Genomic DNA, 16,603 nt, shown 5'->3' with positions numbered 1-16,603 from the left:
AATTTTTTAACTTTCTGATTCATTAAGAATTAGGAGGAATGGAAACAATTGCATTGGAAAATAATAAGCGTGTTTTGTCTCAAAGTGCTGCAGCTACATTAGGAATTCCGCTTTATTTATATGCTACCGTATTTGCTTCACTGTGTGTGGCAGTGGGCATCAATTGGGATATATCATGGCATATGTCTATAGGTCGCGATGGGCTATTATCTGCGCCACATTTAGCTGTGTATTTGGGAGCGGTAATAGCGGGAGGTTTTTCGGCATACGAGGTGTTCAGGATTTCCTTTTGGGGTAATCATGCTGACAAAGATAAAAGCGTGAAATTCTGGGGAATTTTCTACGGCTCATTAGGCTCCATGTTTTGTGTTTGGGGCGCATTGGCTATGCTCACTTCAGCTCCATTTGATGATTGGTGGCACAATACTTATGGTCTGGACGTGACCATTCTTTCTCCTCCACATACCGTTTTGGCTTTAGGAATTATCATGGTGCAGTTTGGTGCCATTATAAGTGTGTTGGCGGTAATGAACCAAAGCCAAGGTGAAATGGCTGCCAAAAAGAAGAAAGTACTTTCGGCTATGTTTGCCATATCGGCGGGCTTTTTATTATGTATGGTTTTTACACTTGTGTCAGAATTTCTTCGTCGTGGTAATATGCACAATGTGAGCTTCTACCAAGTGTCTGCTTTGGCCTTCCCAATATTCATGGTGTCGATTAGCAGAGCCTATCCGGGTAAGTGGGGAGCAACATTTATGGCAGCTATCTACTCACTTTTTATGATGGTAATGGCTTGGATCCTCCCGCTTTTTCCAGCTGAGCCCATGCTTGGTCCGGTGCTCAATAGAATCACCAATTTCCAAGCTTTCAACTTTCCAATTTTATTAATTTTTCCAGCACTTGCTATCGATTATATTTTTGCCAAATTCCAAAACTGGAACGACTGGAAATTATCAATTCTCACTGCATTTGCTTTTGTGTTGGTGCTAATGGCTTTTCAATGGCCTTTCGGCGATTTCTTACAAAGCCCTTATGCTCGAAATTGGTTTTTCGCTCAAGAAAGCTGGTATTATGCCATGCCACCTGATTTTGAATACCGATATGCTTTCCAACCTTGGCGAGTTTCTAGTGGAATGGCACTTTTGCAAGGTACAGCTATCGCTATCGGCTTAGGTTTTATTTCCATTCGTTTAGGATTGGCTTGGGGTAACTGGATGAAAAAAGTACAGCGATAATGAGAAAGAATTTAGTTGTGATTATCGTCTTTTTCATTTGTGTCATGCCCGCCTACACGCATGTAGGTAGTCCGGGAGTGATATTCGAAGGGAAAGCCGGAAAGTACGATGTGATGGTGAATATTAATCCACCAAATGTAATTCCAGGGACTTCATTGGTCACTTTGTTGGTGGAATCCGAAAGAGAATTAAAAGTTACTGCCAAACCGGTTTATTGGTTTGCCGGCTATGAAGGTACTCCCAAGGCAGATGAATTATTACCTGTAAAAGGCGAATCCGGAAAGTACCGCGGTATAGTTTGGATGATGAACTCAGGATCATCCAGTGTGGAAGTAACTATCGACGATGGAGAAGAAGTTGCCTCAGTGTTTGTGCCTGTAATGGCCATTGCCACTGCTCAAGAGGAAATGGAACCCAGCCTTGGGTATATCTTAGCTATGTTGGCGATTTTGTTAGTCGCCATTATGATTACCATCGTAGCGAGTAGTGCAAGTACGGCTATGCTCAAGCCTGGTGAATTGCCCGATAAGCGAATTAATAGAAGAAAATGGATTGGAGCTTCTGTATCAATAGTGGTATTGGCTGTATTGTTATTTGGGGGCAAAAATTGGTGGGATAGTTGGGCGGAAGATTACAACAGATATATGTATAAGCCCATGGCTGCCAAAGGAGAAATAATCCAAGAAGGTGATCAGCGAAAATTGATTTTCAAAGCAGATGAGAAATCTCTTACCAATTTGAGTAGCCTACGCAAAATGAATTGGGTAATTCCAGATCATGGGAAATTGATGCACATGTTTATGATTCGAAAAGGCACGATGGATGTATTTGCGCATTTGCATCCCAAGAGAGTAGATTCCACAACTTTCGAAACTATACTACCGAATTTGCCGGGTGGGAGGTATTACGTTTTTGCTGATATCACCCGTGTTACAGGTTTTGCAGAAACGCTGGTAGATACCGTGGACATTCCCGATATGAATGTTGCTTTTGCAAGTTTGGATTCTGTGCAGCTCGACAAGGATGATACTTTTATGGTTACAAATACACTCTCTGATAAAGACCAGCCACAATTGCTGGATGCTGATATGTTAGTTTGTGGTACACCAGGTTCTGCCACTGAATTGCCAGATGGTTCTACGGCAATTTTGGAAGCATCTTCCACAGGCGATTTTGTGGCAAATGAGCTTTACAAATTGACATTCCTGATCAAAGATCCCGATGGTGAGCCTGCGGAATTAGAGCCTTATTTGGGAATGATGGGTCACGCGGTAATAATGCGGGAGAATGCGGGAGTATTTATTCATTTGCACCCCGTTGGCAATTACAGTATGGGTTCGCAGCAAGCAATGGAGGAGCGATTCTCCAAAGGTGGAAATGCTTGGGCGGCACTGCCTAAAGTATCTAAGACTTTTGCCGATAGCATTGATCAAGTTTTAGTAGGCTATAGCCAAATGCCCGAACAGGAGCTTGAGGAAATTATGATGGGAGATATGGTGCATGATATTACTGACCCTGCTCACGAAGGCCATTCTGTTGTAGCATTTCCTTATGCATTTCCAGAAGCAGGTAAATATCGCATTTGGTTGCAGTTTAAGCGCAATGGAAAAATCCTGAACGCAGCATTTGATACGGAAGTGAAGGAGTTTTAAATGAAAATGGGCGAAAATGGTATACATAAACCATTTTCGCCCATTTCTATTTTGTCAGATTTCAAGCCTTCTCAAAAGCTAATATGGTTTTTTCGATAATATCGCAGCACTCATGCAATTGCTCTTCAGTCATTACGAGTGGAGGCGCAAATCGGATGATATTGCCATGAGTCGGTTTTGCCAATAGCCCATTTTCCTTAAAAGCCATACACAAATCCCAAGCTGTGGAACTATCGGGAGAATCGTTGATGACGATGGCATTGAGTAATCCTCTGCCTCTTACCAATTTCACCAATGGCGATTTGTCCACTAGTTTCTGCATGCGCTCTCTGAATAGCTTGCCGAGTTTTCTGGCATTGACTGCTAATTTCTCATCTCTTATCACTTCTAAAGCTGTGATGGCCACCTTTGCGCCAAGTGGATTGCCACCAAAGGTTGATCCATGCTGGCCAGGTTTTATCACTTCCATTATGTGATTATCCGCAAGCACAGCCGATACAGGATAAAAACCTCCCGAAAGGGCTTTGCCTAAAATCAGTATATCCGGTTTGGCATAAGTTGCTGTCTGTCTTTCGCAATGGCCTTCGCAGGTACAATTACCGCAAACGGCTAATAAACTACCTGTGCGTGCAATTCCTGTTTGAATTTCATCTGCTATAAAGAGGACATTGTGAGCTTTACAAACCGTAGCAACCTCCCGCATAAAATCATCCGCAGGAGTGAATACCCCCGCTTCACCTTGTATGGGTTCTACCAAAAAGGCAACTACATTCTCTTCTTTTGCTAATACATCTTTCAATGCATCTACACTGTTAAACTCTATGCTAATAAAACCAGGCGTATATGGACCGAAATTTTTCTTAGCACCTTCATCACTCGAAAATGAAATAATGGTGGTCGTTCGACCATGAAAATTGTTTTCACAGACAATTATTTTCGCCTCGTTTTCCGGAATCCCTCTTTTTTCATAGCCCCATTTGCGAGCAAGTTTGATGGCCGTTTCTACACCTTCGGCTCCAGTATTCATTGGTAATACTTTATCGAAGCCGAAATATTCGGTGATGTATTGTTCGAATGGACCCAATACATTGTTGTGAAAAGCACGGGAAGTCAAAGTAAGCGTAGCAGCCTGCTCAGAAAGAGTGCTTAAGATGCGCGGATGGCAATGCCCTTGATTTACGGCACTATAGGCAGATAGGAAATCATAGTATTTTTTGCCTTCTACATCCCAAAGAAATACGCCTTCGCCCTTTGCAAGGACTACAGGTAGCGGGTGGTAATTGTGAGCGCCGTATTTATCTTCCAATTGGATGGCTTGTTCACTCTTCTGAATTGTTGGAGTCATAAAATTCTATTTATCGTAAAACATTTGGCTTTGCAAGGTAGTTTCTAGCTGCGAGAATAAAGCCTAGATTACATAATAATGGTATCTTGCAGCTTATCTGATTTAACAGGGCATACTTAGCAAAAATGGATAAATCCACCAAAGATTCCGAACCAGATTATTATTTCGACCCGAACGGAGCGATGGTTTTTACTAAGACCTATCACTTAAAAAGAGGCTATTGCTGTAAAAATGGATGCCGCCACTGCCCTTATGGTTACTTAAGTAAAGACAAAAAGTTGCATAATGAGTTGAAATAAGGCGGCTCTCGAAGAAATGCCATAATATTTGAAATTATTTAGCAATCATATTTGTCAAACTGGAAGTAATTTCTCAATTTTGCAAACTCATTAGAAAAAGCGGTTCAAAGACATGGCAAGAGTTTGTGATATCACCGGAAAAAAGGTTCAAGTGGGGAACAATGTTTCTCACGCTAACAATAGAACGAAGAGGAAATTTTATCCTAATCTTCACAAAAAGCGTTTTTACATTCCTGAAGAAGACGCATGGGTAACTCTAAAGGTTTCTTCCAAAGCGTTGAAAACCATTAACAAAAAAGGAGTTTATGCCGTTTTGCATGAAGCTCGCAGAAACGGTTTTATCGTATTCTAAAATTTTCCACAGGAAGTAAAGGTTATCAATCATGGCAAAAAAAGGTAATAGAGTTCAAGTGATCCTTGAGTGCACCGAGCACAAAACTAGCGGCATGCCTGGCACATCGCGTTACATCACTACAAAGAACCGTAGAAACACAACGGAGCGTTTGGAGTTGAAGAAATTCAATCCAATCCTTAAGAAAAATACTATTCACAAGGAAATTAAGTAACCATGGCAAAGAAAGTAGTTGCAACCCTGAAAAAAGCTGGTGCTAACAAAAGTTTCGTGAAACTTATCAAAGCTGTTAAGTCTGAAAAAACTGGCGCTTATACTTTTAGAGAAGAGATGGTTCCTTTGGAACTTGTACAAGATGCCTTAAAAAAATAAGGACATCTCATAAAACATTTAATTAAAAGTCCCTTATGGGACTTTTTTTGTTAATTTGCCTTTGCAAAATTTACTCCTATGGGCATTTTTGATTTTTTTAACAAAGAGAAAAAGGAAACCTTAGATAAAGGTCTAGAAAAGACCAAGGAATCAATCTTCTCAAAGCTTGGTAAAGCAGTCGTCGGTAAATCTACAGTAGATGAAGAAGTACTTGACGACCTTGAAAATATCCTTATTGCCTCCGACGTAGGAGTAGACACCACCATCAAAATAATTAAGAGAATTGAAGAGCGAGTAGCAAAGGATAAATATCTGAATGCAGCCGAACTAGATTCTATTCTTAAAGACGAAGTAGCCGCACTGCTTTCTGAAAATAACACAAAGGATCTTGCTGATTTTGAATTACCAGCCGAATTTAAGCCTTATGTGATTTTGGTTGTGGGCGTGAATGGTGTGGGTAAAACCACCACCATAGGCAAATTGGCAGCTCAGTTTAAAGCCAAAGGCAAATCGGTAGTGCTTGGTGCCGCAGATACATTTCGTGCAGCAGCAGTAGATCAATTGATTCTGTGGGGCGAAAGAGTTGGCGTGCCGGTAGTATCGCATGGCATGAATACCGATCCAGCTTCAGTAGCATTTGATACGGTGAAAAAGGCCGTTGATTCCAATGCGGATTTAGTGATTATCGACACTGCGGGAAGATTGCACAACAAAGTGAACCTGATGAACGAGCTTACCAAGATCAAAAGGGTAATGCAGAAATTCATTCCTGATGCTCCACATGAAGTTTTATTGGTATTGGATGGTTCTACAGGGCAAAACGCCTTTCTACAAGCCAGAGAGTTTACCAAAGCCACTGAAGTTACGGCATTGGCGATTACTAAATTAGACGGCACGGCCAAAGGTGGTGTAGTGATCGGTATTTCCGATCAATTCAAAATTCCTGTGAAGTATATTGGCGTCGGCGAGAAAGTGAGCGACCTGCAAGTTTTCAATAAAAGAGAGTTTGTGGACTCACTTTTTAAGAAATAGCCATCTACGCCAAATTTAGAATTTCCACTTTCTGAATCCACCCGCATTTAGTACCTTCCAATTATGGAAGATACTCTCTCTTTAGAATCTAAACTACCCGATGTAGGCACCACTATATTTTCGGTGATGAGCGCTTTGGCTCAAGAGCACAATGCGCTCAATTTATCCCAAGGCTTTCCTGATTTCCCAGTTTCATCAGAATTGATAGATCGAATTCACTATTGGATGAAACAAGGTGCAAACCAATATGCTCCAATGCCGGGTTTGCCGGCTCTCAGGAAGCAAATTGCCAAAAAATGCTCGGATGCCTACAATCATCACTTTGATTCTGATCAGCACATAACGGTAACTCCGGGCGGCACAGCGGCGCTTTATGCAGCTATTGCAGCGGTGATTAGACAAGGAGAGGAGGTTATCGTAATTGAGCCGGCCTATGACTCCTATGCTCCTGCAATTCGTCTAAATGGTGGTATTCCTGTCCCCATTGGCTTGAGGAAATCAGACTTTAAAGTAGATTGGCAAAAAGTAGAAGCTGCGATCACCGATAATACACGGATGATTATTATCAACACGCCGCATAACCCGACGGGTAGTATTTTGCAGCAAGAAGATTTAGAGCAATTGGCCACAATTATTCGCGGAAAGGATATTTTCATCCTAAGTGATGAAGTGTATGAGCATATAATTTTTGATGGAGAGCCGCATCAAAGTGTACTTGCCCATGCTGAATTGCGCGAAAAGAGTATGGCTGTGCTTTCGTTTGGTAAGACTTTCCATGCTACAGGCTGGAAAACTGGCTATGTGGTAGCTCCGGCCTATCTCACCAAGGAAATTCGCAAAGTGCATCAGTTTATGGTTTTTAGTGTGAATACTCCTTTGCAATTCGCTTTAGCAGATTATCTACAAGAGCCCAAAAACTATCAAAGCTTGCCTGCATTTTATCAGCAAAAGCGAGATCTGTTTCAGCAATTGGTAAAGCCCTCCCGCTTTCAGATTGTGCCATGCAAGGGTACGTATTTTCAATTGCTTTCGTATAAGCAGATTTCCGATTTACCCGATACCGAAATGGCCGAATGGCTCACCAAAGAGCATAAGCTAGCCAGCATTCCTATTAGCGTGTTTTTCAGTGACAAAAGGCAAGATTCGGTGCTTCGTTTCTGTTTTGCCAAGAGTGATGAAACCCTACAAAAAGCCGCTGAAATATTATGCAAGATTTAACTATTACGCTGCTACAGGCAGATTTGCATTGGCATCTGGCAGATGCAAATAGAGCGATGTTCGAGGAGAAAATTTGGCAATTGCCCAATGCGGGAGATGTGATTGTATTGCCGGAAATGTTCACGACGGGTTTTACCATGGAAGGTGAAAAATGGGCTGAACCTATGAATTTGACAACCTTCAAATGGATGCGGCAAATGGCTGCCCAAACAGAGGCATTGATACTAGGTAGCTACATCGTGAATGACGGCGGGAGGATATACAACCGACTAATCTGGATGCAGCCCGATGGGCAATTTCACACTTACGATAAGCGACATTTATTCCGAATGGCCAATGAAGATAAGCACTACTCCGCCGGCAAGGAAAGGCTGATTGCCGAATGGAAAGGCTGGAAAATATGCCCGCTTGTTTGCTATGATTTGCGATTCCCTGTTTGGAGCCGAAACAGCAAATTGGAATATGATTTATTGCTGTATGTTGCTAATTGGCCGCAAGCAAGAGTGTCCGCTTGGGATGCGCTGCTAAAGGCGCGAGCCATCGAAAACCTCTGCTACACTGCTGGAGTCAACAGAATTGGCGCAGATGGAAATGATATTCCTTACAATGGACATTCAGCTATAATTGATCCTAAGGGCAATTACTTAGCTGAACCGACAGGTAATGAAGGCTTTATTCAAGTAAGCTTACCTGCTGATGATTTGCTTAGCTACCGAGAGAAATTTCCTGCGCATTTGGATGCGGATAGCTTTCATTTAGATTTGGGTTAGAATGTTTTGCTTTTTTATTAATTCATAAATTAATTAGAGTATTATCATTCCTTTAATGTAGAAGAATTTTAACCGCAGAGCACGCCAAGTAAAAACGCAGAGATCGCAGAGAAGAATCCAAAATCTTTGCGCCTTTTGCGTAAATCTCCGCGCTCTCCGCGGTTTCAAGAAAAGAAGAATTTAAACGCAGAGAATCGCTAAGGGAAGACGCGGAGATCGCAGAGAAGAATCCAAAATCTTTGCGCCTTTTGCGTAAATCTCCGCGCCCTTCGCGGTTAAGAAAAAGAAGAATTTAAACGCAAAGAATCGCAAAGGAAGACGCTGAGATCGCGGAGAAGAATCCAAAGCCTTTGTGCTCTTTGCGTAAATCTCCGCGCCCTCCGTGGTTTAGAAAAAGAAGAATTTAAACGCAGAGTGCGCCAAGGAAGACGCGGAGATCGCGGAGAAGAATCCAAAGCCATTGTGCTCTTTGCGTAAATCTCCGCGCTCTCTGCGGTTAAGAAAAAAGAAGAATTTAAACGCAGAGAATCGCTAAGGAAAGACGCGGAGATCGCGGAGAAGAATCCTAAATCTTTGCGCCTTTTGCGTAAATCTTCGCGCTCTCCGCGGTTAAGAAAAAGAAGAATTTAAACGCAGAGTGCGCTAAGGGAAGACGCGGAGATCGCAGAGAAACATCCAAAATTATAGCACTCATCTGTGTTTGAAATGGTTTCATAAATTCATGAAAAGAACGAAGAGTTAAGGTAATTTGACAATTATTAGTATGATCTAGTACAATTTATTATAAAATAAATTTCCAATAAAACTTGTGTATTAATTTCTTAATTGATTAATTCATGTCTTAAGCACATTACTAGCATTTAATAAAACGATTATATGGACTTATTGAAGCCTTATGTATTAGTTGGAAATAGCGTATTAGTGTTCCTGTTTATCCCTCTATTCTTCATGTTTTCTTGTCAGTCTACCGATGAAGAGCTGACTGAGGAAGTCCAAGAAGTTAGCTATGCCAATATTGAATCAATAAGTAAATCTCCATCAAAATCAATTTACAGCTTGGAACTCTCCAAAATAGAAATTCAGGATATTGGTAATCCAGTGGGCAAGGGATTTTCTTATGTACTTGATAATCAACTATTGTTTTTTGATCTAGGAAGAGGGGAAGTATTGGAAATTAACCCTGAAACGGGAAGTCAAAAAGTGATTATTACTAAAGGAGAAGGGCCAAACCAAGTCCCTAGATTTGAATCTTTTACTCATAGTGAAGATATGAGGATTTTCTTGGATGGTTATGCCTTTTTTATCTACGATTCAAAATGGGAGCAAATTAATAGAGGTAGCTATGATTTTTATGAAAATGATGAATTGAGCGAAATTGAAGCTAACCCAAAAGGAGAAATGATTGGAGTATATGAGTTAAAGTACTGGGAGAACCAACCTCATATAGTTGATGATAAGCTTTGGATTAATATTGAATCCTCCAACCCTAAGTTTAATTTCCTTATGCATGAAAGCTATTATCGCGATTCCAGAATAGTTGGTGAAGTTAATCTTAACACTGGGGAAGTTGAAAACATACTTGGTAGAAAGCCTCCTATATACCTCAATTATAAATTTATTCCCCACAATGATGTTTTTTACCTCATGCCATATGGCGACGATTTTATCTTATCATTTCACCCAGACTCAGCAATTTATATAGTTGATAAAAGGCTGAATCTAAAATCATACTTTGGTGCAAAAGGAATAGAGATGGATCAGGCATATCGAGAAATGTCAGAAATTGAAGAATATTCCACCAGTTTTCCAGATGCTTGGGCAAAAAAGGGTTATTACAAGCATGTATATGGTTCGAAAGAAGATAATGTAGTTATGAGAACCTACACGCTAGGCAATAAAAATCAGGAAATATTGAATTATGGAGACAATCCAAAACGACTCCAAATATTTAAGGATTTCCAATTGATTGGTGATGTAGAGGTTCCAACTTATTTCAAGGTAATAGGAAAGATTGGCGAATATTATTATGGGGATGGCTCGGGAGAAAATCCAGATAATGAAGAAATATTGATTTACAGATTTAAAATCGACTAGCGATGAGAACCTTACTATTGATATTGCTCTTTAGCACTTGCTCTTTACTGGCAATTGCACAAGCAGAATATGTATTTCAGATAAAGGATCAAAATGGGAATGCTTTACCCTTTGTGCATTTGCAAGTAGAAAATACCCTGAAAGGTGCTGTTGCCGATGTAGATGGTATTGCTTCTATTCGGCTTGCTGATTCATTTTTGAACTATCCACTTCTGATCTCTCATGTGGGCTATGAAACAAAAATCATCCGATTTGAAACGCTGAGTACGCAGCAAATCAATGAAGTAATCCTCGTTCCCTCAGAAAAAGAGCTGGACAATATCAATGTGATAGATATCGGAATTTCGCCCAACGATTTTATGAAATTGGTTGCTGAAAACTTAGAATCAAACTTCTATGGAAAATCTTATGACGCATTAGGATATTATGAACAAAAGACCTTTGAGAATAAAGAATTAAGTTTGGAAATAGAGGCAGAGCTATTGCTGGAAGCAGAAGGGCTTAATAAGATGTTTGGTAAAAATCAAAACACAAAAAATGACAATGCATACCTATTAAGACTAATTGAAACACAAGGTGAGCAAAAGTTTCATACTGCCTATGAGATAGGCACTTCTAATCCATTATTGACTAATAATAACTTCACGGTAGATTCATTTCTTGAACGTTTATTATTCCAAAAGGCTACCTTGGAACGTCAGTTTATTTTTAATTCTGATGACTCATGGAAGAGGATAAACTGGATGTTTATAAACCTTGAAGATGTGGGTGATAAAAAGTATGTATTAGTTCGAGATGATAGAAGTAATGAGTCTATTAATTGGCTATTAGAATATTGGATTGATATTGAGGATTTTAAAATTCGGCAAATAAATTTTATAGGAAAGCGAGATTATGCTTCAAAGTCATCAGAAAAGAATACAGAAGAACTTTCAAAAAAGATTATAAAGAGAATAGAAAGAAATAGAGGGAATACTCCACTCAATAAAAAGAACTTAAGACTCGACAGCAATTATAAGATTACCTTAAATTACTTCGACGTTGATAATCTTTTATATTTAAAGAGAGTAGATATTGAGGAAATTTCAAACTATGCCCTAATTGAACAAGATGTTGAGAAAAAGAATATTGCCTCCTTCACAGTGGAAGAAATAGACCCAAATATTAAAAAGAAGGACTTAATTCTCACCAAGGACTACCCAGAATTAAAGTGGTGGGCTAAATAAGTTTAAAGAATATGGCTTTGATTAAAATCTGAGATGCTTTAATCGGTTGGGAGCTATTGAGTTAAGTATTTTTAATCTCAAGAATGTCAGCCAATTTATCCGAATTCTTAAGTTCAATTAAATCTACCCCATCAAAAAAGCCCTCTAAATATTGCGCTGTGGAGGGATCATGGATAATATAGATTCTTTCTAATTTTCCGCTTTCGTGCAAAGATTTAAGCAAGTTTAAGAAAGGTCGAATTCCACTTTCAATCCCAAAATTCTCAATGGCAATAATTACTTGATTTGCTGCTTGAAGTAATTCGGCACTCTTATTTACCAGCCAACTCTCCACATGATTATCCAAGTCTACAAAAAGCCAATTGGGAAATTGATTATTTATTGTCTCAGCTAATGAGTTTTGATAAGGTAATGTATTCACTTCGCCCAATCGAATATGTAGCAGCGCTTTTTGAGGCATATTTTCTATCGTTTTATGATTTTAATGCTCTGTCTACTGCCATTCTCAAATTGAATCCTGAGCAAATAAATACCTGCACTAAGGCTGCTAATATCTATTCTATTTTGATCGTTTGTGAGTTTGATATCCGTAACAGCAATTTGCCCTTGCAAAGTGATAATACTTGCTTTTGCCTTGCTAGGGCTATTGATAAATAGCTCGCCATTGCTAGGGTTGGGATATATTTGAGCCGCTAATTTTTCTCCATCTGTAGGCTCAATGGATGTGATAATTGCTTCGCTTCTGAATAATTGCAATCCACCCGCTACCGAACCAGCCAAGATAACCGGAGCTTCATTTTGGTATAATTTGGCGGTGCTTAAAAAGCTGCGATTCGCCAAACGAGAGAAATTCAAATTTCCATTGAGTTCTATTAAATTCTGCTGAGGATTCGCTTCTCCATTTTTGAAATCAGCATAAAGTGTTAGCCGTCCACTGAGATCGCTGGTAAGCAAATCTGCTTTGCCGTCTTCTGTGAAATCCGCAATTACCACGTTTAAGTTTGAAGCAACATTATTATCATCAATGCCGAGATAGTTTTCCGTTTCGAGTGTGAAAATCGGATTGCTTGCTTCGCCAGTATTCAGGTAATAATTCAAACTGCCACTGCTTTTTGCCAAGAGCAAATCCATTTTGCCATCCTCATTGATATCATGAAAAGCTACATTATCATTTAACCCAATGGTGAAGCCCATACTCTCCACTCTGCTTTGGTCAAATTCAATTTCATCCCCATTGGCTACTCCAGCAATCAAGTAAACTTGTGTTTGGTTATTTTGAGTAGCGGAAAACACCAAGTCAATAATATCATCTCCGTCAAAATCGATCAAAGTAGGTTTCAGGTTACTTAAGTTTAGCGATGAAATATTGGCAAAGTCTGAATCAACGACTTCGAAAGCAGGTGCTTCTGCAGTGCCAATATTCCTAAGCAAAGTCAGTTGTGCTTTAAAACTCCCTTCAATCATTTGTCCACGATTTCCAATCAGCACATCCACTAGACCATCACCATCCAAATCAGCACTCGTTGGGTAGCTATTTTCACCTAAGTCTAGCATTTGGTCTTGCAAGAAGTTCCTTTGCACAAATTCGAAATTGGGAGCTTCATTGCTTCCTATATTTTTATAAAAGCGGATGGAATTCTGAAAATCAGTTTGATTTAATTGGTTGAATGCCAGATTTGTAGAAACCAACAAATCCTTGATGCCATCATTATCCGCATCTACCCAATAGGGCGCTGGGAATAAATCACTGTTTACCGGGTTTTGCTGATTAGGAAATTGGTTTACAAAGCTATCGAACTTGGCGGTTTCGCTGCTGCCGGTATTTTCCAAATAGTACAATTCCTCACACAATTCATGGCCGGTAATCAAGTCGGGTAAGCCATTTTGGTTCATGTCGATTAGTAGCAGACTTTTACCTCCCGCATGTTCTACTCGGGCATTTGATGTGCCACAGCCTTCGCCACCAAAAGCAAATTCATTGCAATCACATTCTTCAAAATCGCCCCATTCTCGTGTTTCCCTTCTAAATTCCATCGCGCCACAATCAATCCCAACTTCCAGCGAAATATTTTTATGATATTCTACAAAACCACCATTGGCGAAATTATATACAAGAATATCGGGCAATCCATCTCCATTCACATCACCGATATAAGGCACGTCGGTGGAGGAAACTTGCAGATTTATTTTGCCAGACGAGCCTTCCGTCAACAGGGGATTTCGAACTAACTCGAAGCTCGGCACTAATTTTACGTTGCGTGAAGTTTTGAAAATCCTAATACCAAAAGGTGAGCCAGTCAATAAATCCCTTTCGCCATCGCAATCCATATCTACAAATATTGCCCAATTGCTAAGGTTAGCCGGCAGCAAGTATTCAAATTCGGGAGCGTATTGCCATTGATTATTCTTGCGAAGGAATATGCTGGCTTTATTTGCCGTGCGGTCATAGGCAAACAAATCGTCGGTGCCGTCGCCATCAAAATCGAAATTGCTAAACTGCATGGAATTCAATCCTCCCGCCCAAGGGTTTTGCACTACTTGGCCATTCACGGTCAATGGAATTTCCGTTTCGTGGAATAATTTCCATTGTGCATAATTGGGCAAAGCCAAAGAAATAAACAGAATTAGTAGAATGAATTGCTTCAAGCCTTTTAAATTTCCGATAAATTGAAATGAACCGTTCGCCAAAGCTATATTTAATCTATTAAATGCGAAAGCCTGAATAGGGTTCCAAAATTTTTGTAAAAATACAGATGACACAATTAGAAAGTATTTACGAAATATATCTCCAGTCGGCTGGAGTTTGCACTGATACACGCGCATTAAAAAAGCGGGAGGTATTTTTCTGCTTGCAAGGTCCCAATTTCGATGCGAATAGTTTTGCGGAAGAAGCCATTCGCCAAGGAGCCATTTTGGTGGTCTCGGATGACCCTACAAATGCCAAAATAGAAGGTGTGCAAGTGGTAGAAGATGCACTTAAAACCTTGCAGCAATTAGCAAATTTGCATCGAAGTAAGCTCAATATTCCTGTATTGGCAATTACTGGCAGCAATGGCAAAACCACCACCAAAGAGCTAATTCGTGAGGTTTTGGCTTGCAAATTCAACGTATTAGCTACCAAAGGAAATCTGAATAACCACATTGGTGTACCATTGACTTTGCTCAGTATTGGTTCTGAAATCGAGTTTGCAGTTATCGAAATGGGTGCAAATCATCAAGGTGAAATTGCACAATTAAGTGAAATTGCTGAGCCACATTTCGGTATGATTACCAATATAGGAAAAGCACATTTGGAAGGTTTTGGTGGGGTGGAGGGCATCATCAAAGGCAAAACGGAGCTGTTTAGGTTTTTGCAGAAAACAGGCGGCACTATTTTCCTGAATACCGCAGATCCTGTGCTTGCAGAGATGAAAGGCACATATTCAAATGAGTTTGCATTTCCAAATCAAGCAGATGATTTTGCTGCTCAATTAGTTGAGGCTTCCCCCTTTGTAAAGGTGCAAATCGAAGGTCTAGCTGAGCCAATTTCTACCCAGCTTATAGGTGGCTACAACTTTCCAAATATTGCCGCAGCACTAGCAATTGGTAAATATTTCGGAGTGGATATGCAAAAGGCAGCACTGGCGATCCATAATTATCGGCCTGAAAATAACCGCTCGCAATTGGTGAAGGGCAAGCGGGCGACCATTATTTTGGATGCCTACAATGCTAACCCAACTTCGATGAATGCCGCCTTGGATAATATGGACAAAATGGAAGGCTATATAGAGAAATGGGTGATTTTGGGTGATATGTATGAATTGGGCGATACAAGTGAAGAAGAACATCAGTCAATCATAAATCGATTAAGATCAAGTGCTTTTGACAAGGTCTTTTTGTGCGGAAAGAAATTTCATTCTATTAATAAGGATTCTCCAGCTATTTTAAGCTTCGAAAAGCGGGAGGATTTAGAAAATGTATTGACTCAACAAAATCCAAAAGCTGCAGTTATTCTTATCAAAGGTTCTCGCGCAATGGGTTTAGAAAAATTGCTTAAATCGATCAATTATGAATAATATTTTAAGTTTTCTGGAAGAACTGGCAGCCAACAACCACAAAGAGTGGATGGATGAAAACAGAAAGCGATATACTGAGGTACGCGAGGAATTTATTGGAGCGATAGATCAGCTTTTGCTGGAGCTCAAAAAGTATGATCCTGCTTTGTCAGCAATCACGGCTAAGGAATGCATTTTCAGAATCAATCGTGATGTTCGCTTTTCCAAAGATAAAAGTCCATACAAAATCAACATGTCGGCATTTATTTCGCCTGAGGGGAAGAAGACGATGGGCCCAGGCTATTATTTGCATATACAGCCTGGCGAATGTTTTTTAGCGGGAGGTATTTACATGCCGCCGAATGATGTGCTTAAAAAGATTCGACAAGAAATTGATTATAATCCAGAGCCATTTACCGAATTTCTAGCAGATAAAAGGGTGAAGGGATTGTATGGGAGTATTAGCGGCGAGTCATTGATTCGTCCACCCAAAGGCTATGCAGAAGACCATCCACAGATTGATCTTCTCAAAATGAAGAGTTTTATCATACAGCATCCACTCAGCGATAAAGAAGTAGTTGAGCCGAACTTTATAAGCAAAGTCGCTGATTATTTTTCACTTATGCTGCCAATGCATCAATATTTGAGATTGGCGATGGAAAATGAGTAAAATATTTAAAAAAATCTTAGTCTGAATGCTTGCATAATTAAAGCCGGATATTACCTTTGCAATCCCAATTCGCTACTGCGAAAATAAAGGGGAGTATAGCTCAGTTGGTTTAGAGCACCTGCCTTACAAGCAGGGGGTCGTAGGTTCGAATCCTACTACTCCCACATCACAAAAAGCCTTATAATCTAAAATGATTGTAAGGCTTTTTTATTTTGTTTGATTGGATCAAAAATAGCCAACGGCTCTATAAAATAAGTGAGGCAACAATTACTCAAGCATGAAATATTTGCTATATCTATTTTCA

16 protein-coding genes and 1 tRNA gene are annotated in these 16,603 nt (G+C 39.9%); 14 read left to right on the top strand and 3 right to left on the bottom strand.

What is annotated here, in order from left to right; translation table 11 throughout:
* Positions 1-38 precede the first annotated feature (38 nt).
* Together ACOXY8_RS07520 and ACOXY8_RS07515 are read left to right on the top strand one after the other, a co-directional pair.
* Positions 39-1,235 (top strand): hypothetical protein, encoded by a 1,197-nt coding sequence (locus ACOXY8_RS07520; protein WP_458330950.1) that lies wholly within the window; start codon positions 39-41, stop codon positions 1,233-1,235.
* Positions 1,235-2,887 carry a hypothetical protein gene (locus tag ACOXY8_RS07515; RefSeq protein WP_458330949.1) on the top strand — a complete coding sequence of 551 codons (1,653 nt, stop codon included), beginning with the start codon at positions 1,235-1,237 and terminating at the stop codon, positions 2,885-2,887. Before ACOXY8_RS07520 ends, ACOXY8_RS07515 begins: the two co-directional genes overlap by 1 nt.
* 61 nt (positions 2,888-2,948) lie before the next feature.
* On the opposite strand, the gene rocD is transcribed toward ACOXY8_RS07515, so the two are convergent.
* Positions 2,949-4,232: an ornithine--oxo-acid transaminase gene (gene rocD, locus ACOXY8_RS07510; RefSeq protein ID WP_458330948.1), complete on the bottom strand. Its 1,284-nt coding sequence runs from the start codon at positions 4,230-4,232 to the stop codon at positions 2,949-2,951.
* A 125-nt stretch (positions 4,233-4,357) separates the two neighbouring features.
* On the opposite strand from rocD, the gene ACOXY8_RS07505 reads away from it, so the two are divergent.
* The 9 genes from ACOXY8_RS07505 (at position 4,358) to ACOXY8_RS07465 (ending at position 11,595) form a co-directional block, all read left to right on the top strand.
* Positions 4,358-4,531: a DUF5522 domain-containing protein gene (locus ACOXY8_RS07505; RefSeq protein ID WP_458330947.1), complete on the top strand. Its 174-nt coding sequence runs from the start codon at positions 4,358-4,360 to the stop codon at positions 4,529-4,531.
* 112 nt (positions 4,532-4,643) lie between these two features.
* Positions 4,644-4,883 (top strand): 50S ribosomal protein L28, encoded by a 240-nt coding sequence (gene rpmB / locus ACOXY8_RS07500; protein ID WP_458330946.1) that lies wholly within the window; start codon positions 4,644-4,646, stop codon positions 4,881-4,883.
* Between the two features lie 31 nt (positions 4,884-4,914).
* Positions 4,915-5,097: a 50S ribosomal protein L33 gene (gene rpmG, locus ACOXY8_RS07495; RefSeq protein ID WP_458330945.1), complete on the top strand. Its 183-nt coding sequence runs from the start codon at positions 4,915-4,917 to the stop codon at positions 5,095-5,097.
* Positions 5,098-5,099: 2 nt separating this feature from the next.
* Positions 5,100-5,255 (top strand): DUF4295 domain-containing protein, encoded by a 156-nt coding sequence (locus ACOXY8_RS07490; protein ID WP_458330944.1) that lies wholly within the window; start codon positions 5,100-5,102, stop codon positions 5,253-5,255.
* A gap of 78 nt (positions 5,256-5,333) precedes the next feature.
* Positions 5,334-6,287 (top strand): signal recognition particle-docking protein FtsY, encoded by a 954-nt coding sequence (gene ftsY, locus ACOXY8_RS07485; RefSeq protein ID WP_458330943.1) that lies wholly within the window; start codon positions 5,334-5,336, stop codon positions 6,285-6,287.
* A gap of 63 nt (positions 6,288-6,350) precedes the next feature.
* A complete protein-coding gene (locus ACOXY8_RS07480; protein WP_458330942.1) occupies positions 6,351-7,505 on the top strand; it encodes a methionine aminotransferase in 1,155 nt (384 codons plus the stop codon).
* Entirely contained in the window at positions 7,493-8,275 is a 783-nt protein-coding gene (locus tag ACOXY8_RS07475; protein ID WP_458330941.1) for an amidohydrolase, read from the top strand. The genes ACOXY8_RS07480 and ACOXY8_RS07475 overlap by 13 nt, the downstream gene beginning before the upstream one ends.
* A gap of 876 nt (positions 8,276-9,151) precedes the next feature.
* Positions 9,152-10,369 (top strand): hypothetical protein, encoded by a 1,218-nt coding sequence (locus ACOXY8_RS07470; protein ID WP_458330940.1) that lies wholly within the window; start codon positions 9,152-9,154, stop codon positions 10,367-10,369.
* A 2-nt stretch (positions 10,370-10,371) separates the two neighbouring features.
* The gene (locus ACOXY8_RS07465; protein ID WP_458330939.1) at positions 10,372-11,595 is read left to right on the top strand and encodes a carboxypeptidase-like regulatory domain-containing protein; all 1,224 of its coding nucleotides are present in this window, start codon (positions 10,372-10,374) and stop codon (positions 11,593-11,595) included.
* A 61-nt stretch (positions 11,596-11,656) separates the two neighbouring features.
* On the opposite strand, the gene ACOXY8_RS07460 is transcribed toward ACOXY8_RS07465, so the two are convergent.
* Together ACOXY8_RS07460 and ACOXY8_RS07455 are read right to left on the bottom strand one after the other, a co-directional pair.
* On the bottom strand, positions 11,657-12,055 hold the full coding sequence (locus ACOXY8_RS07460) for a hypothetical protein (protein WP_458330938.1): 399 nt from the start codon (positions 12,053-12,055) through the stop codon (positions 11,657-11,659).
* A gap of 5 nt (positions 12,056-12,060) precedes the next feature.
* On the bottom strand, positions 12,061-14,241 hold the full coding sequence (locus ACOXY8_RS07455) for a T9SS type A sorting domain-containing protein (protein ID WP_458330937.1): 2,181 nt from the start codon (positions 14,239-14,241) through the stop codon (positions 12,061-12,063).
* Between the two features lie 107 nt (positions 14,242-14,348).
* Between ACOXY8_RS07455 and ACOXY8_RS07450 the strand changes: the two genes are divergently transcribed.
* From ACOXY8_RS07450 to ACOXY8_RS07440, 3 genes are all read left to right on the top strand, one after another.
* Entirely contained in the window at positions 14,349-15,650 is a 1,302-nt protein-coding gene (locus tag ACOXY8_RS07450; protein ID WP_458330936.1) for a UDP-N-acetylmuramoyl-tripeptide--D-alanyl-D-alanine ligase, read from the top strand.
* Positions 15,643-16,299: a DUF2461 domain-containing protein gene (locus tag ACOXY8_RS07445; protein WP_458330935.1), complete on the top strand. Its 657-nt coding sequence runs from the start codon at positions 15,643-15,645 to the stop codon at positions 16,297-16,299. Before ACOXY8_RS07450 ends, ACOXY8_RS07445 begins: the two co-directional genes overlap by 8 nt.
* An 89-nt stretch (positions 16,300-16,388) precedes the next feature.
* A tRNA-Val gene (locus ACOXY8_RS07440) sits at positions 16,389-16,463 on the top strand.
* Positions 16,464-16,603: the final 140 nt, after the last annotated feature.

The sequence above is a fragment of the Peijinzhouia sedimentorum genome, from assembly GCF_049340005.1.
Taxonomy (GTDB): Bacteria; Bacteroidota; Bacteroidia; order Cytophagales; family Cyclobacteriaceae; genus CAXBDP01.
This window is presented reverse-complemented; position numbering and strand designations above follow the sequence as displayed.